Source organism: uncultured Sphingomonas sp. (assembly GCF_913062585.1).
Lineage (GTDB): Bacteria > Pseudomonadota > Alphaproteobacteria > Sphingomonadales > Sphingomonadaceae > Sphingomonas.
In genome coordinates this window covers 13,715-40,078 of sequence record NZ_CAJXWX010000013.1, presented here as the reverse complement: position 1 = coordinate 40,078, position 26,364 = coordinate 13,715, and the positions used below count along the sequence as shown (strand labels likewise).

Here is a 26,364-nt window from a genome sequence, read left to right as displayed (position 1 = left end):
CCATGGAACGCCAGGGGCGGATCATGACCGAGGCCGCGCAGGCCTATAGCTTCTCCCGCCGCGCCTTCGTGCTGGGCGCTGCGCAGGCCGGTGTCGGCCTGTTGCTGGCCGGGCGCATGGCCTGGCTGTCGATCGCGCAGAACGAGAAGTATAATCTTCTCTCTGAGAGCAACCGCGTCAACACGACGATGATCCCGCCGCGGCGTGGCTGGCTGATCGACCGGCACGGCATTCCGATCGCCAACAACCGGACCGATTTCCGGGTCGACATCATCCCCGACCGGCTGGACGACAAGGACAAGGACCGCGTCCTGGGCCTGCTCCGCCAGATCCTGAAGCTCGACGACGAGGCGATGAACCGCATCCGCCTGGACCTGGAACATGCCGCCGGGTTCCAGCCGGTGCAAGTCGCCGAACGGCTCGACTGGGAGCGGTTCGCCGCCGTCAGCGTCCGTCTGCCCGAGCTGCCCGGCGTCCAGCCTACGCGGGGCTTTGCGCGCTTCTATCCGGCCGGCCCGGCGGTGGCGCATCTGACCGGCTATGTCGGCACGCCCACCGCCGAACAGTTCAAGGCCACGCACGACCAGCTGCTCGTCACCCCCGGCTTCAAGCTGGGCAAGGACGGGCTGGAAAAGATGCTGGAGCCCTATCTGCGTGGCAAGCCCGGCGCCAAGCGCGTCGAGGTGACGGCGCGTGGCAAGGTGGTGGCGGAGCTCGCCACCCGCCCCGACGTGCCCGGCCGCAACATCCGCCTGACCATCGACTCCGGGCTTCAGGAATATGCCGCGCGCCGGCTGGGTACCAATTCGGGCTCGGCCGTGGTGCTCGACTGCCGCACCGGCGAGACGCTGGCGATGGTGTCGATGCCCGCTTACGATCCGAACAGCTTTTCGGACGGGATCAGCCATCTGGAATGGTCGATGCTGTCGGAAAACGACCATGTGCCCCTGATGAACAAGGTGACGCAGGGGCTCTATCCGCCGGGCTCGACGGTCAAGCCGATGAACGGCCTGGCCCTGCTGGAGGCCGGTGTCAGTGCGGACGACCGGGTGTTGTGCACGGGCGCGATGCGCGTCGGCACCGGCATCTTCCATTGCCACAAAAAGGGCGGTCACGGCGCGCTGAACCTGAAGGGCGCGATCGAGCAGAGCTGCGACATCTATTTCTATGAGATGATCCGCCGCATGGGCTATGACCGCATCGCGCCCGTCGCGAAGATGGTCGGGCTGGGTCAGAAATTCGACCTGCCGCTCAGCACCCAGCGTTACGGCACCGTACCCGATGCAGCGTGGAAGCTGAAGAAATATAAGTCAAAATGGACCGTGGCGGACGGCCTGAACGCGTCGATCGGCCAGGGCTATGTGCTGGCCAATCCGCTGCAGCTGGCGGTCATGGCGGCGCGGATCGCATCGGGACGCGATCTCCAGCCCAGCCTGTTGTCGCATCAGGTCCATCTCGACTCCCCCGCCCTGCCCGTCGCCTCCGAGCATCTGGCGGTGGTGCGCGACGCGATGTTCGGCGTGGTCAATCAGGGCGGCACCGGCGGCGCGGCGCGGATGCTGGTCCCGGGCGTCAGCCTGGCGGCCAAAACCGGCACCGCGCAGGTGCGCCGCATCACCATGGCCGAGCGGCGCAGCACCGGCGTGCTGAAGAATGGGCAACTGCCCTTCAAGTTGCGCGACCATGCGCTGCTGGTCTGCTTCGCGCCCGCCGACAATCCGCGCTATGCCGCCGCCGTGGTCTTGGAACATAACGGCCATACCGTGCGCAATCTGGACGCGCCGCTGATCGGGCGCGACATCATGACCTATTTGTTCGATCGCGATCGTGCGCTGGCCTCGCTGGCCGAGGCGGAGCCGACCTGGGGTGGCGATATCGCGACCCGGATGCGTGCCGAGGAAGCCGCCTACCGCGCCGAACATACCCCCAAGCCCGCCTCCGCCGCGACCAAGACCGATGCCGGCGCCGCCACCGACGCCCCCGCCGTGTCGGCGGCGACCAACATGTCGGACGCGCAGGCGGAGGCGATGGCGACGCGCGAAACCGATCCCGGCGACGATGTGGGCGATCCCAATCCATGAACGGCCCCCGCATCATTCCCGAACCCATCGCGCAGCTTCCATGGCGCGTGATCCTGCTCGTCACCGCGATCGGCTGTTTCGGGCTGGTCGTGCTCTATTCGGCCGCTGGCGGCTCGCTGACCCCCTGGGCCAAGCCGCAGGGGGTGCGCTTCTTCGTACTGCTGGCGGGTTCGCTGATGCTCTCGCGCCTGCCGCTCGACCTGTGGCGGCGGATCGCGATGCCGGGCTATCTGATCCTCGTCGTGCTGCTCGTGCTAGTCGAATTGCTGGGCGCGGTACGCGGGGGCAGCCAGCGATGGCTCGACGTCGGGTTCATCCGGCTGCAACCCTCCGAGCTGATGAAGCTGTTCATCGTACTGGGCGCGGCGCGCTTCTATGAACTGATGCCGCCGGGCGAGACGCGGCGCTTCTCAGGGATATGGCCGGTCGCGGCGATGATCGCCGTCCCCGCCGCCCTCGTCATGAAGCAGCCCGACCTCGGCACCGCGCTGATGATCTGCGCGGGCGGTGCGACGGTCATGTTCCTGGCGGGCGTGCCCCTTCGCCTGTTCATCGGCGGCGCGATGGCGCTGGCGGTGGCCGCACCGCTGGCCGTCAATTTCGTGTTGCACGACTATCAGCGCAACCGCGTGCTCATCTTCCTCGACCCCGAAAGCGATCCGCTGGGTACCGGCTATCATATCAGCCAGTCGAAGATCGCGATCGGGTCGGGCGGCATCTGGGGCAAGGGTTTCTTGAACGGCACCCAAAGCCATCTCGACTATCTGCCCGAGGGGCATACCGACTTCGTCTTTGCGACCATGGCGGAGGAATGGGGGCTGGTCGGCGGGTGTTTCCTGATCCTGGCCTTCCTGCTCGTCATCCGCTGGGGCCTGAACGTGGCACAGGCCGCGCCGACACGCTTTGCCCGGCTGACGGCGGCGGGGCTGTCCACGACGATCTTCATCTATGTCATGGTCAACCTCATGATGGTCATGGGGCTGGCGCCGGTAGTCGGCATCCCCCTGCCCCTGGTCAGCTATGGCGGGTCGTCGCAGATGACGGTGCTGTTGTGCCTGGGCATATTGATGGCGATCGACCGGGAAAATCGTCGCTCCACCCGCTGGTAACGGCAAAAATCGACGGAAAGCCGCAAAAAGCATTTGCAAAGCCCGGGAGCGATGCTAAAGGCGCGCCTCCCGATCACGAGGCGGGCCGCCGGACGGCCTGACGAGCGTGACGAACGGACGCATAGCTCAGTTGGTAGAGCAGCTGACTCTTAATCAGCGGGTCCTTGGTTCGAGCCCAAGTGCGTCCACCAGTTTCTCCAACGGCCCTGCAGCGATGCGGGGCCGTTGTGCATTGGGCTCCCATGGCCCTCCAGCGGGATGATGATGAATGGCAGGATATAAGGTTCCCGGTTTCGCCGATCGTGCGGCCGCCTCGCGTGACGCCAAGGCCGCCGCGCTCGAGCGGCTGCGCAACAAGGCCGCGCCCGACCCGGCGGTGGTCGCTGCCCGCGCCGCGGCCCGCGAAGCCAAGCAGGCGGCCGAGGCCGAGCGCCGCGCCGCGCACAAGGCCGCGATCGAGCAGGAAAAGGCCGCGCGCGAGGAAGCCCGCGCCAAGGCCCAGGCCGAGGCGGAAGCCGCTGCCGAGGCCGCAGCCGCCGCTGCGCGCCCGCCGGTCGTCCCGACCGCTGCCGAGCTGAAGGCCGCGCGCGACGCCCGCTACGCCGCTCGCAAGGCGCGCCAGGGCAAATGACCCCGCGCGAGCTGCTGGGCATCGCCGAGGTGCCCGGCGGCGAGCCCCTGCGACTGTTCCGCCGGGGCCGTGACTTCATGATCGTGCTCGACCGCAACGAGCTGATGAGCACGCGCATGAGCGGCTCGGAAGTGGCGCTCGGCACCATGACCTGCGACCGGCTGGGCGGACGCAACGCGCCGCACCTGCTGATCGGCGGCTATGGCATGGGGTTCACCCTGCGCGCCGTGCTCGCCCGGCTGGGCCGCGATGCGCGGATCACGGTCGCCGAGCTGGTCCCCGGCATCATCGAATGGGCGCGCGGACCGATGGCCGAGCTTACCGCCGGATGCCTGGACGATCCCCGCGTCACGCTGGCGATGGGCGATGTCGGCAATGCGATCTATGCGGGGCGTGGGGCTTATGACGCGATCCTGCTCGACGTCGACAATGGCCCCGACGGGCTGACCCGCCCGGCCAATGACGGGCTCTACTCAAACCGGGGGCTGGACGAGGCGCGCATGGCGCTACGCCCCGGTGGGGTGCTGGCCATCTGGTCGGCCGCACCCGACCCGGTCTTCACCCGGCGCTTGTCGCGGGCGGGCTTCCTGGTCGATGAGGTCAAGGTCCGTGCCCGCGAAAACGGCAAGGGCGCGACCCATACCATCTGGTTCGCCACGCCGCGCTGATCCCTTTTCCTCCCTTTTAAGGGGAGGTGGCGCGCGCAGCGCGTCGGAGGGGTGTCCCGCTATCGAGGGGGCGCCCCCACCATGCTGCGCTTGGTCCCGCTCCCCTTACAGGGGAGGAATCTCGTCCCGCTTGGCTCCGTCCAGCTCTTTACGAAGCCGCTCCTGCTCCGCGGCATCCCGCTGCTTTTCCGCCTTGGTCCGCCCGAAGCGCGCCCGATTCTCCGCCGCCTGTTGCTCGGCGGCCTTGCGCGCCAAGCCTTTGCGCGCCTGGCGGAAACTGACGACCTCGCCCATCAGCGCCGCCGCAGCCGCCGGAACAGCCCCTTGCGACGGCTGAGCGCCTCGAACATCTCCTCGGGGCCTTCGGGGTCGAGTACCTCGTTATCCGCGAGCCATTCCTCGACGCTCGACAGGTCGGGCACCTCATAGGGCCGCAAGCTCCGCCCCTCCGTTCCCCGCAGCGCTTCGACGGCCGCGATCAGCGAGCCGGTCCGCGCCACCGTTTCCGCAACCTGCGAAGGCGCCACACCCAGATGCTCGCCGAGCAGATCGTCCCGGATCGCCGCGATCCGTCGCCCCGCCTCGCTGTCCGGCTCGACCGCGATCGCCAGGTCGCATTCCGTATCCAGCCGCATCGAACGGTTGTTGAGGTTCGACGAGCCCAGGCGGAACACCCGATCGTCGGCGATCAGGATCTTGGCGTGGCAATAAATGGGCTCGCCCCCCGCCGTGAACGGGTGATAGATCCGCATCCGTCCATACCGGTCGCGCCGCCGCAGCGCCTCGAACAACCGGGCGCGCGCCGTATCCATCGCGATTGGCTCCAGCCAGCCTTGCGCGGTCAGCGGGTTGATGATGACGAACTCGGGCCCATCCGCCTCGTCCAGGCGCCGGGCGATCGCCTCGGCCACCCGGCGCGAGGCGAAATACTGGCTCTCGATATAGACGTAGCGTTCCGCCCGCGCGATCTGGGCGAGGAACAGCGCCTCGTTTTCGTGGATCGGGGTCTGATCGTCCATCTCGGGCATGGTGCGCGCAATGGCGACGGGCTGGTCGGTGAAGTCGGGCTCCAGCCCCTCCGGCCAGCAGCTTTCGCCCGGCGCAGCGGGGGCCATGCGCTTGCCGCCGGCCGCGTGCCAGCGTTCGCGGAATAGCTCGCCCAGCGCATGGGTAACTGGCCCCTCCACCGCGCTGATCGCATCATGCCAGGGCTTATAGGGCTGTCCGCCAGGCCGCTTGCGACCGGGATCGTCGTCGCGGTGTTCGCGCGTGTCCCAACGGTCGCTGGTCATGTCGATCCCGCCGCAAAAGGCCAGCTTGTCGTCGATGATGACGATCTTCTGATGGTGCGAGGCTGCAATCGGGTGATGGCCGTCCAGCTTGGTATGGATGCGCTTGTGCGCCATCCACTTCATCACCGTGAAGAATGTCCGCCCCCGGAACAGTGACTTGATCGCACCCGTGTCCCAGCGGAGCAGGAAGATTTCCAGCTCCGGGTTACGCTCGACCAGCGAATAGATGAAATCGCCGACGGACTCGTGGGGGGCTTCCTCGTGATCGAGGACGATGCGCGCGTCGAAATCCCATCCGATCAGCAAAATCTGCTTACGGGCGTTCAGCATCGCGCGGCGGGCCATCCGGAAATACTTTTCCGCATCGATGATGACCGCCATTTGCTCGGCCTGCTCGATCCGCCAGCATTCCTGTCCGACCTTCAAACCCGATCTCCCGTTTGCATCCGCCTGCGACCATCTCATGCCCGCACCCTGCCGGGCTGGCAAATGGCCAAACGGTTGCGATGGCGAAATGGTCCGTGGGATCAAATCTTTGCGAATATCCGATAGTGGGTCGGGCGCAGGTTCAGCACATCGCCCGTCGCGGCGCTGGCGTCGACGGGCAGGTCGAAGGTCAACGGCTCGGCCAACCCCGCCATCGCGACGGTGATGCGACGCGACCGGCCGATCGGGCGGCTCGTCACCACCGTGACGGTTAACGCGTCGGGCGCGCCCGGTGCGGCCAGTTCGACATCATGCGGGCGGATGTGAAGCTCGCCCGCCCCCTCCCCCCGGCTCGTATCGGGCAGCACCGCCAGCCCCTGCACGACCATTGCCGAGCCGCTTGCCCGCGTGACGGGAAGGCAGTTGGTTTCACCGATGAAGGACGACACGAAGGCGGTGGCCGGTTCGGCCTGCACCTCACGCGGGGTGCCGACCTGTTCGATCACGCCGCCGCGCATCACGACGATGCGGTCGGCGATTTCCAGTGCCTCTTCCTGGTCGTGCGTCACGAAGATCGACGTCAGCCCCGTCTCGTCATGGATGCGCCGCAGCCAGCCGCGCAGGTCCTTGCGCACCTGCGCATCGAGCGCGCCGAACGGCTCGTCCAGAAGGAGCAACTGCGGCTCGATGGCGAGCGCACGGGCCAGTGCCACCCGCTGGCGCTGGCCGCCCGACAGCTGCGCGGGGTAGCGATCGCCCAGTTGGGGCAGCTGGATCAGTTCCAGCAATTCGGCGACCTTGGCGGCGATCACCGCCTTGGCAGGCCGATCGCGCCGCTTGCGCACCGTCAGGCCGAAGGCGATATTGTCCGCCACCGTCATGTGACGGAACAGCGCGTAATTCTGGAACACGAAACCGATCCGCCGCTCGGCGGCCGGAGTGCCCGTCATGTCCTGCCCGTCGAACAGGACATGACCCTCATCCGCAAAGTCCAGCCCGGCGATGGTCCGCAGCAGCGTCGTCTTGCCCGATCCCGAGGGGCCGAGCAGCGCCAGGAACTCGCCCGGCTTCGTCTCCAGCGAGACGCGATCCAGCGCGGTGAAACCGCCGAAGCGGCGGGAGATATTCTCGACGACGATGCTCAATGCGCGGCTCCCGCCCGGTGGATGCCGAAACGCCATTCCAGCACGGTCTTCGCTCCCAAGGTCACCAGCGCGAGCGAGGCGAGCAGAGACGCCACCGCGAACGCGCCGACAAAGTCATATTCATTGTACAGGATCTCGACATGCAGCGGCATGGTGTTGGTCAGCCCCCGAATATGCCCCGACACGACCGACACCGCGCCGAACTCGCCCATCGCGCGGGCATTGCACAACAGCACGCCGTAGAGCAGCCCCCAGCGGATATTCGGCAAGGTGACGTGCCAGAAGGTCTGCCAGCCGCTCGCCCCCAGCGACCGCGCCGCTTCCTCGTCGTCGCGGCCCTGTTCGGCCATGAGCGGGATCAACTCGCGCGCGACGAAGGGGAAGGTCACGAAGACGGTGGCCAGTACGATGCCGGGCACCGCGAAGATGATCCGCACGCCATGTGCGGTCAGCCAAGGGCCCAGCCATCCTTGCGCCCCGAACAGCAGCACGAAGATCAGACCCGACACCACCGGCGACACGGAAAAAGGCAGATCGATCAGTGAGATGAGCAGGCTTTTTCCACGAAAATCGAACTTGGCGATGGCCCAGGAGGCCGCAACGCCGAACACCGCATTGATCGGCACCGATATAGCCGCCACCAGCAGGGTCAGACGGATCGCCACCAGCGCATCCGGATCGACCAGCGCCTCGACGAACACCTGCCATCCCTTGGCAAGACCACCCGCGAAGACCATGATAAGTGGCAGAAACAGGAAAAGCGCCAGGAACAGGAAGCCGACCGCGATCAGCGTCCGCCGTGCCCAGCGGCTTTCATGGGTGGTCGGATTGGAGGCGCTCATCGCGTCCCCCGCTTGGCGCGCCACGCCTGAAGCAGATTGACGAACAGCAGTAGCGCAAAGGACAGGACCAGCATCACGCAGGCGATGGCCGTCGCGCCGTCATAGTCGAACTGCTCGAGCTGGGTGATGATCAGCAGCGGCGCGATCTCCGACTTGAAGGGGGCATTGCCCGCGATGAAGATGATCGAGCCATATTCGCCCACGCCGCGCGCAAAGGCGAGCGCGAAGCCGGTCAGCAATGCCGGTGCGATGGCCGGCAATATGACCCGGTGGAATGTCTGAGCACGCGTGGCGCCCAGGGTCGCGGCGGCCTCTTCCACATCCCGGCCCAGATCGGCCAGGACCGGCTGAACCGAGCGAACAATGAATGGCAAACCAATGAAAACCAACGCGATCGTCACGCCAAGCGGCGTATAGGCGACCTTAATCCCCAACGGCGCGAGCAGCGATCCCACCCAGCCATTGTCCGAATAGAGCGCGACGAGCGCGATACCCGCCACCGCCGTCGGCAGCGCGAAGGGCAGGTCCACCGCCGCGTCGATCAGCTTCTTGCCCGGGAACTCATACCGGACAAGGATCCAGGCGATCAGCAGCCCGAACACCGAATTGACCGCCGCCGCCGCCAGCGCCGCGCCGAAGCTCAGGCGATAGGCCGCCAGCGCGCGCGGCGATAGCCCGACCTCGGCAAAAGCGTCCCAGCCCATGCCCGCCGCCCGGATAACCAGCGCCGACAAGGGTATGAGTACGACCAGCCCGAGCCAAAGGATCGTCATCCCCATGGTCAGGCCGAAGCCCGGCAAGGCGGATCGTCGCGTCGAACGCCCCATCCCGGTCAGCGCTTCCTGCTGCCGGCATAGATGCTGTCGAACACGCCGCCATCGGCAAAGAAACGCTTCTGCGCCGCACCCCAGCCGCCAAAGTCCTGGATCGTCACCATCTCCAGCTTGGGGAAGGTCGCGGCATATTTCGCCAGCACCGCCTGATCGCGGGGGCGGTAGAAGTTGCGCGCGGCGATCTCCTGCCCTTCCGGCGTATAGAGGAACTTCAGATATTCGGTCGCGACCTGCTCGGTGCCATGCGCCTTGGCGTTGGCATCGACCACCGCGACCGGCGGCTCGGCGAGGACCGAGATGGAGGGCACGACGATGTCGAACTTGCCCGCGCCCAGTTCCTTCTCGGACAGCAGCGCTTCATTCTCCCAGGCGATCAGCACATCGCCCAAGCCGCGCTCGACAAAGGTCGTGGTCGCGCCGCGCGCACCGGAGTCGAGCACCGGCACATGGCCATAGAGGTCCGCCACATATTTCTGCGCCGCCGCATCGGAGCCGCCCGCCTTCTTGCCATAGGCCCAGGCGGCCAGGAAATTCCAACGCGCCCCGCCGCTGGTCTTGGGGCTGGGCGTGATGACCTGCACGCCCGGCTTCACCAGATCGGCCCAGTCGCGAATGCCCTTGGGATTGCCCTTGCGGACCAGAAACACGATTGTCGAGGTATAGGGCGCGCTATTGTCCGGCAGGCGGCTCTGCCAGTTGGCCGGAAGCAGCTTGGCCCGTTCGGCGATCGCGTCGATGTCATAGGCGAGCGCCAGCGTCACGACATCGGCCGATAGCCCGTCGATCACCGATCGCGACTGCTTGCCCGACCCGCCATGGCTCATGCGGAACGATACGGTCTGGCCGGTCTTCGCCTTATACGCCTTCGCGAACGCGGCGTTGACGTCTTTGTACAGCTCGCGCGTCGGGTCATAGCTGACGTTCAGCAGCTCGACCGAGCCCTTGCCGCCGCCATTCCCGCCCGAACAGCCCGACAGGCCGGTCGCTCCGATCATCAACGCGGCAATAGCTGCCCGAAATGGTGCTCGCATCTGGACCCGTCCCTTTCGTTTCGGCGCGTAACCTATCTCGATCCTCCCGATAGGAAATGCCGGAAAGCTTGGGACGCACAAAGCCCTGCTTTTGCTCCCCCGATCCCGACAGAAGGCCGGTCCGGCGGCGTTCGCCCTTGCATCCATGGCGAACAGGGCCGATCTCCCGCCCGCATAAACCTCTCACCTTCCCTGGAAAGGACGCGCATGACCGCCCTCGATTTCGACGTGAAGACCGGCCTGTATATCGCTGGCGAATGGCTGGGTGCGGCAGGGCGCGATACCCAGGCGGTGCTGAACCCCGCGACCGGCCAGCCGCTGGGCGACCTGCCGCTTGCCACCACCGCCGACATGGACCGCGCGCTGGAGGCCGCCGCGCGCGGGTTCGAGACGTGGCGGAAAGTCTCGCCGCAGGAGCGCGCCGCCGTCCTGCTACGCACCGCCGCGCTGGTCCGCGAGCGTGCCGAGGATCTCGCCCGCCTCGCCACGCTGGAGGAAGGCAAGCCGATCGTCGAGGCGCGCGGTGAGGTCGCCGCGACCGCCGCGTTGCTGGAATTCCATGCGGGCGAGGCGGTGCGCATCTATGGCCGCGTCCTGCCGCGTCCGACCGGCACCCGCTCGCTGGTGCTGCACCAGCCGGTCGGCCCGGTCGCGGCCTTCTGCGCGTGGAACTTCCCGGTGATGAACCCGGTGCGCAAGCTGTCGCCCGCCATCGCCGCAGGCTGTTCGGTCATCCTGAAGCCCAGCGAGGAAACCCCCGCCAGCGCCATCGCGATCCTGCGCTGCTTCCAGGATGCGGGCCTGCCCGGCGACGTCGCGCAGCTGGTCTTCGGCGTGCCCGATGCGGTGTCGCGCCACCTGCTCGCCTCGCCGATCACCCGCAAGCTCAGCTTCACCGGATCGGTGCCGGTCGGCAAGCATCTGCTCAAGCTCGCCGCCGATACGGTGATGAAGTCGACCATGGAGCTGGGCGGTCACGGCCCGGTGCTGGTTTTCGACGATTGCGATCTCGACAAGACGCTCGATACGCTCGTTACCCACAAGTTCCGCAATGCGGGCCAGGTCTGCGTCGCCCCCACCCGCTTCCATGTGCAGGAAGGCATTTACGAGCGCTTCGCCAAGGGCTTTGCCGAGCGCGCCGCCGCGCTGAAGATCGGTGACGGCCTGTCGAGCGATACGCAGATGGGCCCGATGGCCAATCCCCGCCGCCCCGAAGCGATCGGCGCGATGATCGAGGATGCGGTGAAGAACGGCGCGCGCAAGCTGACCGGCGGTGAAGCCAAGGCAGACGGTGACGGCTTCTTCTTCGCGCCCACCGTGCTGGCGGACGTGTCGCTCGACGCCAAGGCGATGAACGAGGAGCCGTTCGGCCCGATCGCACTGATCCGCCCCTTCGCCACGACCGAGGACGCGATCGCCGAGGCGAACCGCCTGCCCTTCGGCCTGGGCGCCTATTGCTTCACCGAGAATGGCCGCCGCCAGAACCAGCTGGGCGACGAGATCGAGGCGGGCATGATCGCGATCAACACCGTACGGCTCAGCTGGGGCGATGCGCCCTTCGGCGGGGTCAAGGAAAGCGGATACGGTTCGGAAGACGGACCGGAGGGCATCGCCAACCATATGATCACCAAGGCGGTTCACATCGCCTGAGGCCCTGCCCCTCCACCACCGGGCTTGCGCCCGGCGGTCCCCCTCCCCAAGCATAGCTTGGGGAGGAATGGGCTGCTCAATATCGTACCGGAACGCGACCGCGAGCGCAGGTCATGGTGGCGGCGCCACGCCCTTCACTCGCGTGCCCGATACGCCGCCCGCGCCGCCTCCACCTCCGCCTGATGCATGTCCGCCCAGCGGACCAGCCCCTGCATCGGCTCTAGGAACGATCGGCCCAGTTCGGTCAGCCGATACTCCACACGCGGCGGTACCTCCGCATAGACGGTGCGCTCGACGAACCCGTCCTCCTCCAAGCGCCGGAGCGTGCGCGACAGCATCTGCTTCGACACGTCCCCGATCCGGCGCAGCAACACGTTGAACCGCAATGTCTCCGGTTCCAGCGCGGAAAGGACGAGCAGGCTCCACTGGTCCCCGATCCGGTCGAGAACGTCACGAACCGGACAGCCATTCTCCCCGGTCAGGTCGATGTGACCTGGTCCCTGAAAAGGGACGTCTTGCGGTGTTGCGCGGCCTTGCATAGCTCCACGGTCTACAAAGTGGACCATGAAAAGGAAAGACCATGAAGATTGCGCTGATCGGAGCATCGGGCCAGGCGGGCTCGCGTATCCTGAAGGAATTGTCGGATCGCGGCCATCAGGTGACCGCCATCGCCCGCCATGCCGAGCGGATTGCCGATCTGCCCGGCGTCACGCCGACCGCTGGCGATATGAACGACGCTCACGCCCTGGCTGACACGCTGCGGGGCCATGACGCAGTCGTCAGCTCGGTCCATTTCCTGGTAACCGATGCCAAGGCATTGATCGACACGGTACGCGCGGCGGGCGTGAAGCGCTATCTTGTCGTCGGCGGCGCGGGCAGCCTGGAGGTCGCGCCCGGCCAGCGGCTGATCGACCAGCCCGGCTTCCCGGACGAATATAAGGCCGAGGCGAGCGCGGGCACCGCCTTTCTCGACCTGCTGCGCGACGTCGAGGATCTGGACTGGACGTTCCTGTCGCCCTCCGCGATGTTCGTGCCCGGCGAGCGTACCGGTCGGTTCCGGCTCGGCACCGATCAGCTGTTGGCGAACGAACAGGGCAGCAGCATCTCGTTCGAGGATTACGCCATCGCACTGGCCGACGAGATCGAGCAGCCCCGCCACATCCGCCAGCGCTTCACCGTCGGCTATTGAGCCGCTTGATGGCCGGGATCGGAGTGTCGATCCCGGCCACAATAAAAATGTCAAAAAACCCCTTGGCAGGTCGGAGTCGCTCCGCTAACAGCGCCCGACCAGACGGGGACATCGCTTCCCCGCCATGCCGCAGACCGGCATCGGACGCATAGCTCAGTTGGTAGAGCAGCTGACTCTTAATCAGCGGGTCCTTGGTTCGAGCCCAAGTGCGTCCACCATTTCCACGATTTTTCCGTGAATTGCTCGACAGCGATAGCTGCCGCTCGCGACGTTGCGCCCAACGGGTGGCGACGGTCCGACCGCCACCGCCCCATTGTCGCCCTTCAGTCCGATAGAGCGCGGGTGGAGGACTTTGCCCCCTGCCCCGAAGGTGGCACCGGCGGGGTCGCCGATTTCGCATCGCTCACCGCCTCGTCATACCAGCGCGACAGGTCCGCCTTCATGCTGTGCAGCGCATCGGGGTTCAGGTACGTCATGTGCCCGGCCGGATAATAAGCGAAGCGCAGGTTCGCCTGTTGTGCGGGCTCCAGCATCATGTGGCCAAGGTCGTTCTCGGTCCCGAAGAACGGCGTGGCCATGTCGTAATAGCCGTTCATCGACAGCACCTTCAGATACGGGTTCGCCCGCATTGCGGCCGCCAGGTCGATCGCTGTGTTGGGGTTGTTCTGGCCGCCATCGGGCGACTTGTGCTTCCAGTTCCAGGTCCAGCCCGCCGCATCACGCGCCGACAGGCGGTAGGGCAGCTCGGTCTGGTAGCCGAGCGTTGATTGCAGATAGTCCTGGAAGGACGCGATATAAGCCCCGGAGATCGCGTCCGACGAGGCATCCGTCTCCGGCCGATCGCCCGCCGCGTCGGTGTCGATGCCCAGATAGCGCGAATCGAACCGCCCCACGGTCCGCGCCTGCGACCGCAGCAATTCCTTCTGGAACCGCGGCAGGTCGATACGCAGGTTCGCACGCTTGATATAATCGGGCGAGAGGCCGATCAGGCGGCTCATCTGCTCGGCGATCTGGTCGCGCTCCTGGGGCGAGATGCCCTGCCCCTTGGCCAGCGCCGACATGTACGGCCCGACCGCAAAGGCCCGCGCCTGCGCCACCACCGTCGCGACATCGGCGGGGCGGTCGGTCAGGCGATTATGGTACCAGGCGGTCGCCGCATAGCTGGGCAGATAATTGATATAGACCTGATCCAGCCCCGGCTGGCGATAGCCGTAATTCATGATCGAGCTGAGCAGCACCACGCCGTTCAGCGCCATGCCCCGTTCCTGCAACTGATAGGCCAGCGCCCCCGAACGCAGCGTGCCATAGCTCTCGCCCAGCAGGAATTTGGGGCTCATCCACCGGCCATATCTGGTGACGTAGCGCTGGATCGCGCCCGCGAACGCGTCGACATCCTCGTCCACGCCGTAGAATTGCGCCGGCTTCATATCGCCCAGCGGGCGCGAATAGCCGGTGCCGATCGCGTCGAGGAAGACGAGGTCGGTCTTGTCGAGCAGCGAGTCCGGATTGGGCCCGACATCATAGGGTGCAGGGCGCACGAATTCCGGGCTGGTGGTACGGATGCGGATCGGCGCGAACGACCCCATGCGCAGCCAGAGGGAGGGCGAACCCGGCCCGCCATTATACAGGAAAGTCACCGGGCGCTTCGTACCCGGCTTCACCCCGTCCAGCGTATAGGCGGTATAGAACATCGAGGCGGTCGGCTTGCCCTCGATATCGCGGATAGTCAGCGTGCCCGCCGACGCGACATAGGGATAGACGCGGCCGTTGATGGTCACGCTGTCGCGGTGCCGCACCTCGGCCTCGTCGAGCGGCGCGCGGACCCAGGCAGCCTCTACCTCGGCCTTGGCGGCTTCGTGATGCGCGGCCTTTTTCTCTCCCTCCTCCTGCGCGGCGAGCGGCGCGGTCAAAGCAGTGGCGGCGAGGAGAAGGACGAGAGTATTGCGGATCACGGAGCGCTCACGAAAGACTGACAGTTGCGTCAAAGTTCCCCCGTTTTGGTCGGGAAGGCAAGCGCTTCGCTTTCGCCCTTTCCCTTAGTCCTCCCCATCTTTGATGGGGAGGGGGACCATCGCGTCAGCGATGGTGGAGGGGCATATCCCTCCCCGACCGCCATCACCCGGAGCAAGTGACAGGGCATCGCCCCTCCACCACCCGGCGTTGCCGGGCGGTCCCCCTCCCCAAGCGTAGCTTGGGGAGGATTGTGGGATCAGCGGGCCAGCCAGGTCTGGACCGCAGGCTTCAGGCGATCCGCCACCGCCTTGCGCACCGCGATCTGGGCCAGGGCGCGCTTGGCGCCGCCGCGCGATCCTTCGGGCAGGTTGGCCGCAGCCCAGCTCTCGATCTTGCCCGGCATGGCGGGGTCGTTCGATCCGGCCCCCAGACCGACGATGAAGGTCGCCCGGTTGCTTTCCTCCAGGAAGCTGTCGACCAGCGGCTTGTTCGCCACCGCCCAGTCGAACGCCATGTCGGGATGCGCGCCCGCGATCGCACTGAGCAGCGCGGCCCGCTGCGGCGGGGTGAAGCTGTTGCCCTTCAACAGGCCCAGCGCCCGGCGTGCCGCATTTTCATCCTCGGCATAGCCCAGCAGGCGGACATAGCGGTTCTTGACCACGGGATTGCGCTCGTCTTTGGCCAGGTCGAGCAGCTTGTCCCACTCGGCGGACGTCGCGCGGGTGGCGTAGGTGGCCAGAATCGGCTGGCGGATCGCCGCCGGGATCGCGTCGGGGTTCTTCGCCAGCGCGGCGACATAGCCGCGCGCGCGGGCCGCGACCATCGCATCGCCGCTGGTGCCGAGCTGGCCGATCAGCGTCTCGCGCAGATTGGAGATCAGCGCACCCTCATTCGGCTGCGCCTCGAAGCCGACCCGCGCCAGGACGGGCGACAGGATCGCGGCCGTCTTCGCACGCAACGGCTGCTCTAGCGGCGTGCCCTTGTACAAGCCGTTCAGCCGGGCCAGCTCGCCCGCCACCGTCTGCCATTCCAGCGGATCCGCCTCGGGCTGGACGCGTGCCATCAGGTCGAACCAGCGGCCCAGATCCTGATAACCGCCCGCCGCCAGCGCATAATCGTCACCCAGCGTGCCCAGGCGATCCTCCAGCGTCAGCCGGGTATAGTCGCGCACGATCGCGGCATGGCCCGCATCGTCATACAGGACGCGGGTATAGGAGCCCTTGCCCTGATTGAGGACCAGCGTGCCGCATCCGCCGACGCTGACCGGCATCGGGGTCGCGCCCGTCACGATCGTGCTGGTTTCCCCGCCGCCAATCGTGGCGACGCGGATGGGGACGTGCCAGGTCTGCGGCACCTTGGACGCCTGGTCCAGGCCGAAGCGGCCCTGAGCCAGCATCGCAACCGTTTTGCCGCCCTCGCAACGGCTGCCCGACAGGGTGATCAGCGGCACGCCGCTTTGCAGCGTGAAGTCGTGCGCGATGGTGGCGACATTGGTGCCCGACGCCTTGGACAGTTCCTCCCACAACTGGTCGGTCACGGTGTTCTGATATTTATACTTCGCCATATAGGCGCGGATGCCCTTGCGGAACGTGTCCGCGCCAAGCGTGGATTCGAGCATCCCGATCACCGCCTGCCCCTTCAGATAGGTGATGCTGTCGAACGCCTCGCCGATCTGGTCGACCGTCTCGACCTTGCGGATGATCGGGTGGCTCGCGGCGGTCGCGTCGATGCCCATCGCGGACTCGCGCTCACCCGACACATTCGCTGCGGCGGCCTTCCAGCTGGGGTTGAGGTCGTTGGACGCCTTGCCCTCCATCCAGGAGGCGAAGCCCTCGTTCAGCCACAGATCGTCCCACCAGCGCGGCGTCACCAGGTCGCCGAACCACTGATGCGCCATTTCATGCGCGACGACGGTGTGGATGCGCTGGCGGTTGCTCTCGGTCATGACCTTGGGGTCGAAGAGCAGCTCGTTCTCGAAATAGAAGATCGCGCCCCAATTCTCCATCGCGCCGAAAAACTGGCTGGAGCCCGGCCCCGCGATCATGTCCATCTTGGGTAGCGGATAGGGCGTGCCGAAATAGTCGTTATAATAGGAAAGCAGCTTGGTCGCCGCGCCCAGCGCATAATCGCCCTGGTCGACCACGCCCTTGCGGCTGACCACGCCGATCTGGACGCCGCTCGCATCCACCGTCTTGCGGTCGAGATTGCCGGAGCCGAAATACAGCAGATAGCTCGACATGACCGGCGTCTCGTCGAACCGGTAGAGCTGGCTGCCATCGGCCTGGGGCGTGATCGAGGCGGCGGGCATGTTGCTGATCGCGCGCTGGCCCTTGGGGGCGGTGGCGGCCAGGCGGAACTTCGCCTTGAAGGCGGGCTCGTCCCACATCGGCGCGAAGCGGCGCGCGTCGGGCGCCTCGAACTGGGTCGCCAGCATCCGGTCTGGCGTGCCGTCCGCATTGGTATAGTCGATCGCGAACAGGCCGTTGGCCGAACGATTGATCGTACCCGTCCAGGCAAAGCCGACCTTGTGCCGCCCGACCGACGCCGCCTGCGGCAGGGTCAGCGTCAGGGTCTGCGCCGTCTTGTCCAGCGCAAATGGCACCGGCTTGCCGTCGAAGGTCGCGGTGGAGACGGTCAGTTCGGCGGCGTTGAGCACGATGCTGGCGGTCGCCTGTCGCACATCGACATCGACCGTCTCCTCACCCGAAAAGGTCATCGCCTTGGCATCGGGGCGAATGGTGATGTCGTACAGGACGGGGGCGACCGTCTGGGGCAATTGCCCCGCCGCCAGCGCGGGGCTTGATACGGTCAGGGCCAGCAGGACCGAAAGTGCGGACTTCATGGGCAAAAGGGCCTCTCTCAGGGGAATGGCCCGATACCTACGCCCTCCCCATCCCAAAGCAAATGTCAGTCATGTCATAATATGTCATCGGGCTGCGGCTAGACACGCTTTACCTTTACGTTATCGTCAAGCCATGAGCCTGCCATCCGCCCTGAGTCGTCTCGCCCTGCCCGTCATCGGGTCGCCGCTGTTCATCATCTCCAACCCGGATCTGGTCATCGCCCAGTGCAAGGCGGGGATCGTCGGATCCTTCCCGGCGCTGAACGCGCGGCCCGCGAGCCTGCTCGACGAATGGCTGCATCGCATCACCGAGGAGCTGGCCGCGCACGACCGTGCGCATCCCGATCGCCCGGCGGCGCCCTTCGCGGTCAACCAGATCGTCCACCGCTCCAACGACCGGCTGGAGGCCGATCTGGCGGTCTGCGCCAAATGGAAGGTGCCGATCGTCATCACCTCGCTGGGCGCGCGCGAGGACGTCAATGCGGGCGTGCACGACTGGGGCGGGATCACGCTGCACGACGTGATCGACGACCGTTTCGCACGCAAGGCGGTGGAGAAAGGCGCAGATGGCCTGATCGCGGTGGCGACCGGTGCGGGCGGCCATGCGGGGCGCCTCTCGCCCTTCGCGCTGGTCCAGGAAATCCGGGCGTGGTTCGACGGGCCGCTCGCGCTGGCGGGGGCGATCGCGACCGGCGATGCGGTGCTGGCGGCGCAGGCCATGGGCGCCGACTTCGCCTATATCGGCTCCCCCTTCATCGCGACGGTCGAGGCCAATGCGGCACAGGCCTATAAGCAGGCGGTGGTCGATGGCCGGGCCAGCGACATCGTCTATTCCAGCCTGTTCACCGGCGTGCACGGCAATTATCTGCGCGCCTCGATCACTGCCGCGGGGCTTGACCCCGATCATCTGCCCGAGGGCGATGTGGCGGCGATGAATTTCGGCGGCGGCCAGGCGGCCAAGGCGTGGCGCGACATCTGGGGCGCGGGCCAGGGCATCGGCGCGGTCGACCGGATCGTGCCGGCTGCCGAGCGGGTCGCGACGCTGGCCCGCCAATATGCCGCGGCGCGCGCGCGCCTGTCGCTCAGGGATTGAGGATCAGAATGCCTGGTCGAGCCGGGCGTGGAGCATTCGCGCGGGGCTGACGACCGGCATCTCGCTGTCGGCGAGCTGGTCCAGCCGCTCGACCCGGCGGTGCAGGTCCAGGCTGGCATGGGTCAGCGACCGGGCATGTTTGGGCAACGTCTCCACCTGCTCCACCTCTGACTCGGGCGAACGGCCCAGCCGCCGGACGGGATGGCGCGCATCGTCCCAGCCCATTTCCCCCGCCTCGACCGCGCGCTGGGTCAGGACCCAGGCGATGATGTGCATCAGCCGCGTCGTGACCTTCAGCGATTCGCAGGAAAAGGCCACCCGCGCGACCGGATCGAGCGATTCGCGCTCAATGCGTCCGATGCCGTCGAAATAGCCCCGCGCATCCTCGGCCAGCGCCATGGCCTCGCCATAAAGGCCGTCGATCAGTCGGGCGTGGAAGGGGGAGTCAGGGGCGGCGCGCAACATAGCGCTTCGCTCGCATGAGCCGGCGATCCGACACAAGACCCGACGACCGCCCCCCTGTCCCGATACGGCGCGCGATCAGGCGATGATGTCGGGGATCAGGCGATCCTCCAGCTCGGCCAGCTCGTCGCGCAGGCGCAATTTGCGCTTCTTGAGGCGGGCGATCTGCAGCTGGTCCGGGGTGTTGGACTGCAGCAGCGCGGCGATCGCGTCGTCCAGATCGCGATGCTCGACGCGCAATATGTCGATCCGCGCACGCGCCAGCGTGATGTCCATCCTGCTACCCCCATGCCGGGCCGGCGCGCGGAACGTCCGACGCCTGGCGAGCCCCTGTAGCAAGCCCGGGCGGGCGCGGCGAGAGGCCCAGGCATCTGCTCGACGCGTCTCCAACGCGTCATCCCGCCAAATGCTTCGACCGGTCGATTTCAACCAAAATCAGGGGGGACAAGCGCGCGATTTGGTGATTTAATCCTATCCCCAAAGCAACGACAGGAGGTTGAAGCCCTATGCATACGGCGCATCAAACGGCCCTGGAGACCAAGCACGCCACGCTTGATCGGCGAATCAGCGCCGAATCGCAGCGTCCCGTACCGGACCCTATCGTCCTGGCGGGTCTCAAAAAGCAGAAGCTTAAGCTGAAGGAAGAAATGCTGGGCCTGTAAGCCCCGCTCGGCCGCGCGGGTCCGGTGACCCGCCGCGGCCCTTATTGCGGTCGCCGCGACACCGGGCGCGGCCATCGCCGCCTCACGCATTTCAGCGCGGTAGCGCGCGACGCCAGAACGACATCGCTGACATTCCCGCTTTCCACCCCTTTTTCCCGGGGTAGAAATGCCGATCCCGCCGAACCGGGATCGGTTCAGTGGTTGAAAGGCCGGGTTTTCGGCGTCGTGGCGGCCTTGGCATATTCGGGCGTCGATGTGCCGCCGCCGACCGGCTTGCGCGCCAGTTTGGGATCAATCTGACGGTCGAAGGCAACACCGACGCGCCCCTGCGTGCACCAGGCGATCCGACCCGTGATCGGGCCCACGCCGCGCAGGTCGAGTTGGACCGACGAGTTGATTTCCACCGATACCGGCAATTCGGCCATCAGGCCGCCTTCGGAAATATTGCGCACGCGGACCTCGCGTGGACTGTTCTCGCCTTCCAGCGTCATTTGCGCCATCATCAAAAGGCTGTCGCGCTGTCCGGTGCGGTCTGCCCGCTCCAGTTCCTCTTCGGCCATTTTTGCCCCATTACCGGGCATGCGGTTCATCGCGTCCATATCGCTTCCGGTGCCCGAACGTTTCCATGCGCCCCTGACGTAGCCGGGGCTGCGTTGCCATTTCATTAATATGGTTGGGAAACGCCTGATCGCAACGGACGGGCAATACGGATTTGCGCCCATTCGATGGAGGCACTGCGCCCCGAACCTAATCAGGACTTTTCCTGATTAGGGCCGTCTCGGGTCGGGGCAGCCCCGGAATTGGGGCAGGACCGGCTGCGCCGGCTCAATCGTCGCGGGAAACCTTTTCGTTGCGCTCGTGACGCTCCTGCGCCTCGACCGTCATCGTCGCGATCGGCCGGGCTTCCAGCCGACCCAGGCTGATCGGCTCGCCGGTGACTTCGCAATAGCCATATTCACCCTCGTCGATCCGGCGCAGCGCGGCGTCGATCTTGGAGATCAGCTTGCGCTGGCGATCGCGGGTCCGCAGTTCGATCGACCAGTCGGTCTCGCTCGATGCGCGATCGGTCAGGTCGGGTTCGCGGAGCGAATCAATCTGCAGCTGCGACAGGGTACCCTGCGCCTCCCGCTGGATCGATTCCTTCCATTCCAGCAGTTTGCGGCGGAAATAGGCCTGCTGCTTCAGACTCATGAACGGCTCGTCCGCGCTCGGACGATAATTTTCGTCGATATCGTTGGCCGCATCCGGCCCAGTGGAATCTTTCACGCGATTAAACACCGTCGCCATACCACTCTCCCAAAGGGCCCGTCGGAGCGACGTTCGGCACCGAGTTCGTCGGGACCGCCCCCTGATGGTTGATAGCGCCTATAGTCGGTGCCACCTTTTGTCGCAAGCGACCGACATTTCATCGTAATCGTAATTTCTATAATAATATTGCGGCATGAACAGAATATGGACAAAGCGGGCCCTAGGCACGGGGTTTGCACACCCGATCATCGAACCCGCCGGTCCGTCGCCTCGTCTCGACGTTCGGCCGTAATGGTTCCCGGGGCCCGAATCCCAAAGCCGGACGTTACGCCGCACGACGGGGGTTGGAGCTTAAGCCTTTCTTGGTCAGTATGATGACATATGCGGCCCCATAACTGCCGTGCGGGCGGCCGGGCGGCGATGTCGTCCCAGCGCGCGGCTTGAGGCTTGCACGGTTTGAGGATGGGACGATGTCAGTGCGAATGGCCTTGGCGAAGCTGACGGCATGTGCCGCGGGCGGCGCCGTGATCGGCGGGGGGGCGGTCCATATGGTGGACAATCCCACGCGGCCGCCCCTGGTCAAGCAGACAAAGGTCAAGAAGCGGATCGTGCACAGGGATCCTCCGGCCCGTGTCGCACGCCGTGCCGTCACCCGTCGCACCACCACCACGACCACCCCGCCGCCGACCATCGTCACCGTCACGACGCAGTCGCCGCCAGTTCCCGTTCCCCTGCCCCCCGGCGGCCCGTCGGTTGCGACCGGCGGCGGCTATGTGCCTGCCGTGATCGGTGGCTGGGGCGGTGGCTTCGGTGGCGGCTGGGGCGGCGGTTTTGGCGGCGGCTTCGGCTTTGGCGGCGGCGGATCGAGCGGCAGCATCGTCATCTCCTCGACCAGCAGCGGCGGGTCGACCTCCACTTCGTCCGCCTCGGGCGGATCGGGTGGCTCGTCCACATCCTCGGCGTCGGGCGGCTCGGGCGGCTCCTCGACCTCGACGGGCGGCTCCTCGACCTCCACCGGCGGGTCTTCGACGTCGTCGGGCAATATCTCCTCGACCAGCGCATCGTCGGGCAATGTCAGTTCGTCGAGCGCCTCGAGCACTTCTTCGGCCTCGTCGAGCGGCTATACGTCCAGCAGCAACGGCTGGTCGTCCAACGGCTCGTCGGCGAGTTCGGCGTCGAGCGCCTCGTCCGCGTCCAGCGCCTCCAGCGCCTCCTCTTCGGGCAATGGCGAAACGCACCCGCCCACGCCTGTCCCCGCGCCGCCGATGGTCCTGCTGTTCGGCAGCGCGGCTGCGGCCCTGGTCATCCGGCGGCGCCTGACCAGGCCAAAGGCGGCCTGAGCGTCGGCACCGCCGGACCGGCACCTTAGGCCTTTTGCAGCGCGGCCTCGATGTCGGGCACCGGATGGCCGGTCAGGTCCTTGGCCAGTTCGCCGACCAGCCGGTCCTCGACCGCCTTGTGATAATGTTTGCGCAGTTCGCCCAGCGTCTTGGGCGGCGCCACGACGATCAGCGCTTCATACTCGTTGGCCAGCGCGCGACGCTTGAGCATGTCGGCGGTTTCGGCCGCGAAGCGATCCTCTTCCTGCTGGTGGAAATCGGCCTCGCCCATCGTCCCGCCCAGGGTGGAGGAGGCCTGCCCGGCCCGGTCGGTCTTCTGGTCGCGATCGGCGGGATTGGGATGCTCCACCGCCGTCTCGACGATCAAATTAGGATATTCGGCATCCCCATCATTGCGGAAGAACAGGCTCTTCTGGCCATCGACCACCAGCACGAAGCTGTTATGCGGCACTCGCATCGCGTTTCTCCTTCTATGGACGGGCGGATAACGCGGGCGCTTCGCCACGGGTTGCGTGACGGCGGAGCGGAGGCCATAGCCTCGCCCCCATGCACGACATTCGCCTGATCCGGGACGACCCCGCCGCCTTCGACGCCGCCCTTGCCAAGCGGGGCGCCGCCCCCCAGGCCGAGACGCTGATCGCGACCGACGAACGCCGCCGCACGATCATCGCCGAGGCGCAGGCCGCGCAGACCCGCCGCAACGACCTGTCCAAGCAGATCGGCCAGGCCAAGGCCGCGCGCGACGAGGCGCGGGCCCAGGCGCTGATGGACGAGGTTGCGGCACTCAAGGCGAAGCTGCCCGAGCTGGAAGAGCAGGAACGCGTGGTCGAGGCCGAGCTGAACACCGCGCTCGCCGCTATTCCCAATCTGCCCGCCGCCGACGTGCCGCCCGGCGCGGACGAGAATGACAATGCGCTGGTCCATCAGAAGGGCGAGCCGACTACCTTCGCCTTCGAGGCGCGCGAGCATGACGCGATCGCGCCCGCGCTGGGCATGGATTTCGAGACCGGCGTGGCGCTGTCGGGCGCGCGCTTCACCCTGCTGCGCGGGCCGATGGCGCGCCTGTCGCGTGCGCTCGGCCAATATATGCTCGATCGGATGACCGAGGAGAACGGGTTCGAGCTGGTCCAGCCGCCGCTCTTGGTCCGCGACGAGGCCGCCTTCGGCACTGGCCAGTTGCCGAAGTTCGCCGAGGATCTGTTTCGCACCACCGATGGCCGCTGGCTGATCCCCACCGCCGAGGTATCGCTGACCAACATCGTCCGCGAGGCGATCCTGAGCGAGGCGGAGCTGCCGCTGCGCTTCACTGCGCTCACCCCCTGTTTCCGTTCGGAAGCGGGTGCTGCGGGGCGCGACACGCGCGGCCTGATCCGCCAGCATCAGTTCGACAAGGTCGAGATGGTGTCGATCACCACCCCCGACCAGTCGGATGCCGAGCATGAGCGGATGACGGCCTGTGCCGAGGGCGTGCTGGAGGCGCTGGGCCTGCCCTATCGCCGGATGCTGCTGTGCACCGGGGACATGGGCTTCTCGGCGGCGCGCACCTATGACCTGGAGGTCTGGCTGCCTGGCCAGGCGCGCTACCGCGAGATTTCGTCCTGCTCGACCTGCACCGATTTCCAGGCGCGGCGCATGATGGCGCGCTATCGCCCGACCGAGGGCAAGGGGACGCGGTTCGTCCATACGCTCAACGGCTCGGGGCTGGCGGTCGGCCGGACCCTCGTCGCGGTGATCGAGAATTACCAGCAGGCCGATGGCTCGGTCGTCGTGCCGGAGGTGCTGCGCCCCTATCTGGGCGGACAGGCGGTGCTGGAGCCGCGCTGATGCGCATCCTCCTGACCAATGACGATGGCTATCACGCGCCGGGGCTCGCCGCGCTGGAACGGATCGCGGCAACGCTGTCCGACGATGTCTGGATCGTCGCGCCGGCCGAGGATCAGTCGGGGACCAGTCGCTCGCTGACCCTGACCCGGCCGATGCGGCTCCGTCAGTTCGGCGAGCGGCGCTTTGCGGTCACCGGCACGCCGACCGATTCGGTCCTGATGGCGCTGGGCGAGGTGATGAAGGACGCCAAGCCCGACCTGATCCTGTCAGGCGTCAATCGCGGCGCCAATCTGGGCGAGGACGTGTTCTATTCCGGGACAGTCTCCGCTGCCATGGAAGGCGCGCTGGCGGGCATCCGCGCGATCGCGCTCAGCCAGCGTTACCCGACGCAAGGAGTCGGGGACCGGGTATCCTTCGCGACCGCAGAGGCTTGGGGCGAACGGGTCTTGCGGCCGTTGCTGGCACTCGATTTCGCACCGCGCACGCTCGTCAATGTCAACTTCCCGCCGGTCGCGCCGGAGGCGGTCAAGGGTATTCGGGTCGCGCGCCAGGGTCTGCGCGACTATGGCCGCGCCCGGCTCGACCGGCGCAGCGATCCGCGCGGCTATGACTATTACTGGCTGGCGCTTGGTCGCCTGCCGCACCAGCCGGGCGACGATACCGACCTGGATGCGATCGCGGACGATCATATCGCCGTCACGCCCTTGCATCTCGACCTGACGCATGGCCCTTCGCTTGCTATGCTTAACGAAGCGTATCGCTGAGTTGAGCCGGGGGGACTGGGGCGTGGGGCGGAATGTGGCATCCATCGGGGGCGTGATTGGTATCGGCCTGCTGGTATCGGCCTGTATCCCCAATATGGAGCCGCCCATGGCAGCGCCACAGCCGGTCGCTCCGCCCATCCCGGCGCCCGTCCAGACCACTCCGGCGGCGCGTGAGACGGCCGTCGCGCCTCCGCCGCGTCCGGTCGGCATGCGTCCGACCATCCGCCGCTCGGTGCCCGCCACGACCACCCGGACACTCCGCCGCACGCCGCTCGCATCGCCGGTGACCGACACGCCGCAGCCGGTCGGTGCCGAGCGCCAGCGCGTTTCCACCCTGCCCGCACCCCGCCCCTCCTGGGAGGTACGGCCCGTCACCCCCGACGCGCGTGCGATCGCGGAGACGAGCTATGTGGTGCAGCCCGGCGACACGCTGCGCGGCGTCGCCGACAAGACCGGCGCAGGGTCCGAGGCGATCGCCCGCGCCAATGGCCTGACCCCGCCCTTCGTCATCAAGGCGGGGCAGAAGCTCACCATTCCCGGTGGCCGCTATCATCTGGTCCGCTCCGGCGAGAGCGGCATCGCCATTGCCCGCGCTTACGGTGTCGAATGGTCCCGCATCGTCGAGGCGAACGGGCTGACCGAACCCTTTGTCCTGCGCGCGGGACAGCGTATCGTGATCCCCGGTGCGGCAACCGCCACGGCGAGCGGCACTCCGCCCAGCAGCGCGGCCGAGCGCGCGGCGGCCTTCACGCTCGACGTCGACGACATCCTGACCGGCGGCGAGCCCGCGCTGGCCAGCAACCAGGCCCCCGCCAAGCCCAGCCCCACCCCGCGCCGCGTCCTGCCGCCGACCGCCGTGGTCGCCGCGCCCAGCCGCCTGCGCTCGGGCTTTGCCTGGCCGGTCGACGGCAAGGTGGTGAAGCGCTTCGGCGCCGGCTCCAGCGGCGAGCGCAATGACGGCATCAAGATCGCCACACCGGTCGGCACGCCGATCAAGGCGACCGCCGACGGCGTCGTCGCCTATGTCGGCGACGGCATCGCCGCGCTGGGCGGCCTGGTCATCGTCAAGCATGGCGACGGCTGGACCAGCGTCTATGGCCATGCCTCCAAGCTGATGGTCCAGCGCGGCCAGAGCGTGAAGCGCGGCCAGACGCTGGCGCTGTCGGGCCAGAGCGGCTTTGCCGACCGACCCGAACTGCATTTCGAACTGCGCCGGGGCCGTGCGCCCGTCGATCCGCTGAGCCAATTGCCCGCCCGCTGAAGATGAACATCGCCTAAC

The 26,364-nt window shown here is 66.9% G+C and carries 26 protein-coding genes and 2 tRNA genes; 14 read left to right on the top strand and 14 right to left on the bottom strand.

Annotated elements, in window-relative coordinates; genetic code table 11:
- Positions 1-2 precede the first annotated feature (2 nt).
- From mrdA to QZ546_RS10290, 5 genes are all read left to right on the top strand, one after another.
- The gene (gene mrdA / locus QZ546_RS10310; protein WP_294236812.1) at positions 3-2,081 is read left to right on the top strand and encodes a penicillin-binding protein 2; all 2,079 of its coding nucleotides are present in this window, start codon (positions 3-5) and stop codon (positions 2,079-2,081) included.
- Entirely contained in the window at positions 2,078-3,190 is a 1,113-nt protein-coding gene (rodA, locus tag QZ546_RS10305) for a rod shape-determining protein RodA (RefSeq protein WP_294236809.1), read from the top strand. Before mrdA ends, rodA begins: the two co-directional genes overlap by 4 nt.
- A gap of 115 nt (positions 3,191-3,305) precedes the next feature.
- A tRNA-Lys gene (locus QZ546_RS10300) sits at positions 3,306-3,381 on the top strand.
- A gap of 77 nt (positions 3,382-3,458) precedes the next feature.
- Complete coding sequence (locus tag QZ546_RS10295) at positions 3,459-3,821, top strand: DUF6481 family protein (RefSeq protein ID WP_294236807.1); 363 nt, start codon at positions 3,459-3,461, stop codon at positions 3,819-3,821.
- Entirely contained in the window at positions 3,818-4,489 is a 672-nt protein-coding gene (locus QZ546_RS10290; protein ID WP_294236804.1) for a spermidine synthase, read from the top strand. Before QZ546_RS10295 ends, QZ546_RS10290 begins: the two co-directional genes overlap by 4 nt.
- A 105-nt stretch (positions 4,490-4,594) precedes the next feature.
- Here QZ546_RS10290 and QZ546_RS10285 read toward each other — a convergent pair whose 3' ends face one another.
- The 6 genes from QZ546_RS10285 to QZ546_RS10260 form a co-directional block, all read right to left on the bottom strand.
- The gene (locus QZ546_RS10285; RefSeq protein ID WP_294236802.1) at positions 4,595-4,783 is read right to left on the bottom strand and encodes a DUF4169 family protein; all 189 of its coding nucleotides are present in this window, start codon (positions 4,781-4,783) and stop codon (positions 4,595-4,597) included.
- Complete coding sequence (locus QZ546_RS10280) at positions 4,783-6,246, bottom strand: phospholipase D-like domain-containing protein (RefSeq protein ID WP_294236800.1); 1,464 nt, start codon at positions 6,244-6,246, stop codon at positions 4,783-4,785. The genes QZ546_RS10285 and QZ546_RS10280 overlap by 1 nt, the downstream gene beginning before the upstream one ends.
- A 62-nt stretch (positions 6,247-6,308) precedes the next feature.
- Positions 6,309-7,352 carry a sulfate ABC transporter ATP-binding protein gene (locus QZ546_RS10275; protein WP_294236797.1) on the bottom strand — a complete coding sequence of 348 codons (1,044 nt, stop codon included), beginning with the start codon at positions 7,350-7,352 and terminating at the stop codon, positions 6,309-6,311.
- Positions 7,349-8,194: a sulfate ABC transporter permease subunit CysW gene (gene cysW, locus QZ546_RS10270; RefSeq protein WP_294236794.1), complete on the bottom strand. Its 846-nt coding sequence runs from the start codon at positions 8,192-8,194 to the stop codon at positions 7,349-7,351. The genes QZ546_RS10275 and cysW overlap by 4 nt, the downstream gene beginning before the upstream one ends.
- On the bottom strand, positions 8,191-9,021 hold the full coding sequence (cysT, locus tag QZ546_RS10265; protein ID WP_294236791.1) for a sulfate ABC transporter permease subunit CysT: 831 nt from the start codon (positions 9,019-9,021) through the stop codon (positions 8,191-8,193). Before cysT ends, cysW begins: the two co-directional genes overlap by 4 nt.
- Positions 9,022-9,026: 5 nt before the next feature.
- Positions 9,027-10,058, bottom strand: coding sequence for a sulfate ABC transporter substrate-binding protein (locus tag QZ546_RS10260; RefSeq protein WP_294236788.1), 1,032 nt, complete (start codon positions 10,056-10,058; stop codon positions 9,027-9,029).
- Positions 10,059-10,265: 207 nt separating this feature from the next.
- On the opposite strand from QZ546_RS10260, the gene QZ546_RS10255 reads away from it, so the two are divergent.
- Positions 10,266-11,708: an NAD-dependent succinate-semialdehyde dehydrogenase gene (locus QZ546_RS10255; protein WP_294236785.1), complete on the top strand. Its 1,443-nt coding sequence runs from the start codon at positions 10,266-10,268 to the stop codon at positions 11,706-11,708.
- A gap of 134 nt (positions 11,709-11,842) precedes the next feature.
- Here the strand turns inward: QZ546_RS10255 and QZ546_RS10250 are convergent, their stop codons facing one another.
- Positions 11,843-12,247 (bottom strand): helix-turn-helix domain-containing protein, encoded by a 405-nt coding sequence (locus tag QZ546_RS10250; RefSeq protein ID WP_294236782.1) that lies wholly within the window; start codon positions 12,245-12,247, stop codon positions 11,843-11,845.
- A 41-nt stretch (positions 12,248-12,288) separates the two neighbouring features.
- On the opposite strand from QZ546_RS10250, the gene QZ546_RS10245 reads away from it, so the two are divergent.
- Together QZ546_RS10245 and QZ546_RS10240 are read left to right on the top strand one after the other, a co-directional pair.
- Positions 12,289-12,897, top strand: a complete 609-nt coding sequence (locus tag QZ546_RS10245; protein WP_294236779.1) for an NAD(P)-dependent oxidoreductase — start codon at positions 12,289-12,291, stop codon at positions 12,895-12,897.
- Between the two features lie 142 nt (positions 12,898-13,039).
- Positions 13,040-13,115, top strand: a tRNA-Lys gene (locus QZ546_RS10240).
- 105 nt (positions 13,116-13,220) lie between these two features.
- Here QZ546_RS10240 and QZ546_RS10235 read toward each other — a convergent pair.
- Positions 13,221-14,849, bottom strand: a complete 1,629-nt coding sequence (locus QZ546_RS10235; RefSeq protein ID WP_294236776.1) for a peptidase S10 — start codon at positions 14,847-14,849, stop codon at positions 13,221-13,223.
- 257 nt (positions 14,850-15,106) lie between these two features.
- Positions 15,107-17,692, bottom strand: a complete 2,586-nt coding sequence (locus QZ546_RS10230; protein ID WP_294236773.1) for a M1 family metallopeptidase — start codon at positions 17,690-17,692, stop codon at positions 15,107-15,109.
- A gap of 133 nt (positions 17,693-17,825) precedes the next feature.
- Here QZ546_RS10230 and QZ546_RS10225 point away from each other — a divergent pair, with 133 nt between their 5' ends.
- A complete protein-coding gene (locus QZ546_RS10225; RefSeq protein WP_294236770.1) occupies positions 17,826-18,785 on the top strand; it encodes a nitronate monooxygenase family protein in 960 nt (319 codons plus the stop codon).
- 3 nt (positions 18,786-18,788) lie between these two features.
- Here QZ546_RS10225 and QZ546_RS10220 read toward each other — a convergent pair whose 3' ends face one another.
- Positions 18,789-19,250, bottom strand: a complete 462-nt coding sequence (locus tag QZ546_RS10220) for a DUF1465 family protein (protein WP_294236767.1) — start codon at positions 19,248-19,250, stop codon at positions 18,789-18,791.
- 75 nt (positions 19,251-19,325) lie between these two features.
- Complete coding sequence (locus QZ546_RS10215; RefSeq protein WP_294236764.1) at positions 19,326-19,523, bottom strand: DUF465 domain-containing protein; 198 nt, start codon at positions 19,521-19,523, stop codon at positions 19,326-19,328.
- A 230-nt stretch (positions 19,524-19,753) separates the two neighbouring features.
- Here QZ546_RS10215 and QZ546_RS10210 point away from each other — a divergent pair, with 230 nt between their 5' ends.
- Positions 19,754-19,909, top strand: coding sequence for a DUF465 domain-containing protein (locus tag QZ546_RS10210; protein WP_294236762.1), 156 nt, complete (start codon positions 19,754-19,756; stop codon positions 19,907-19,909).
- Between the two features lie 194 nt (positions 19,910-20,103).
- Here the strand turns inward: QZ546_RS10210 and QZ546_RS10205 are convergent, their stop codons facing one another.
- Complete coding sequence (locus QZ546_RS10205; protein ID WP_294236760.1) at positions 20,104-20,508, bottom strand: PilZ domain-containing protein; 405 nt, start codon at positions 20,506-20,508, stop codon at positions 20,104-20,106.
- Positions 20,509-20,734: 226 nt separating this feature from the next.
- Positions 20,735-21,196, bottom strand: coding sequence for an RNA polymerase-binding protein DksA (gene dksA / locus QZ546_RS10200; protein ID WP_294236757.1), 462 nt, complete (start codon positions 21,194-21,196; stop codon positions 20,735-20,737).
- A gap of 431 nt (positions 21,197-21,627) precedes the next feature.
- On the opposite strand from dksA, the gene QZ546_RS10195 reads away from it, so the two are divergent.
- The gene (locus QZ546_RS10195) at positions 21,628-22,497 is read left to right on the top strand and encodes a PEP-CTERM sorting domain-containing protein (protein WP_294236756.1); all 870 of its coding nucleotides are present in this window, start codon (positions 21,628-21,630) and stop codon (positions 22,495-22,497) included.
- A 25-nt stretch (positions 22,498-22,522) separates the two neighbouring features.
- Here the strand turns inward: QZ546_RS10195 and QZ546_RS10190 are convergent, their stop codons facing one another.
- Positions 22,523-22,954 carry a host attachment family protein gene (locus QZ546_RS10190; RefSeq protein ID WP_294236754.1) on the bottom strand — a complete coding sequence of 144 codons (432 nt, stop codon included), beginning with the start codon at positions 22,952-22,954 and terminating at the stop codon, positions 22,523-22,525.
- An 89-nt stretch (positions 22,955-23,043) separates the two neighbouring features.
- Between QZ546_RS10190 and serS the strand changes: the two genes are divergently transcribed.
- The 3 genes from serS to QZ546_RS10175 are packed head-to-tail and all read left to right on the top strand — an operon-like array spanning position 23,044 to position 26,346.
- A complete protein-coding gene (serS, locus tag QZ546_RS10185; protein ID WP_294236752.1) occupies positions 23,044-24,321 on the top strand; it encodes a serine--tRNA ligase in 1,278 nt (425 codons plus the stop codon).
- Entirely contained in the window at positions 24,321-25,085 is a 765-nt protein-coding gene (surE, locus tag QZ546_RS10180; protein ID WP_294236750.1) for a 5'/3'-nucleotidase SurE, read from the top strand. The genes serS and surE overlap by 1 nt, the downstream gene beginning before the upstream one ends.
- Before the next feature lie 34 nt (positions 25,086-25,119).
- Positions 25,120-26,346 (top strand): M23 family metallopeptidase, encoded by a 1,227-nt coding sequence (locus QZ546_RS10175; RefSeq protein WP_294236748.1) that lies wholly within the window; start codon positions 25,120-25,122, stop codon positions 26,344-26,346.
- The last annotated feature ends 18 nt before the right edge of the window (positions 26,347-26,364 follow it).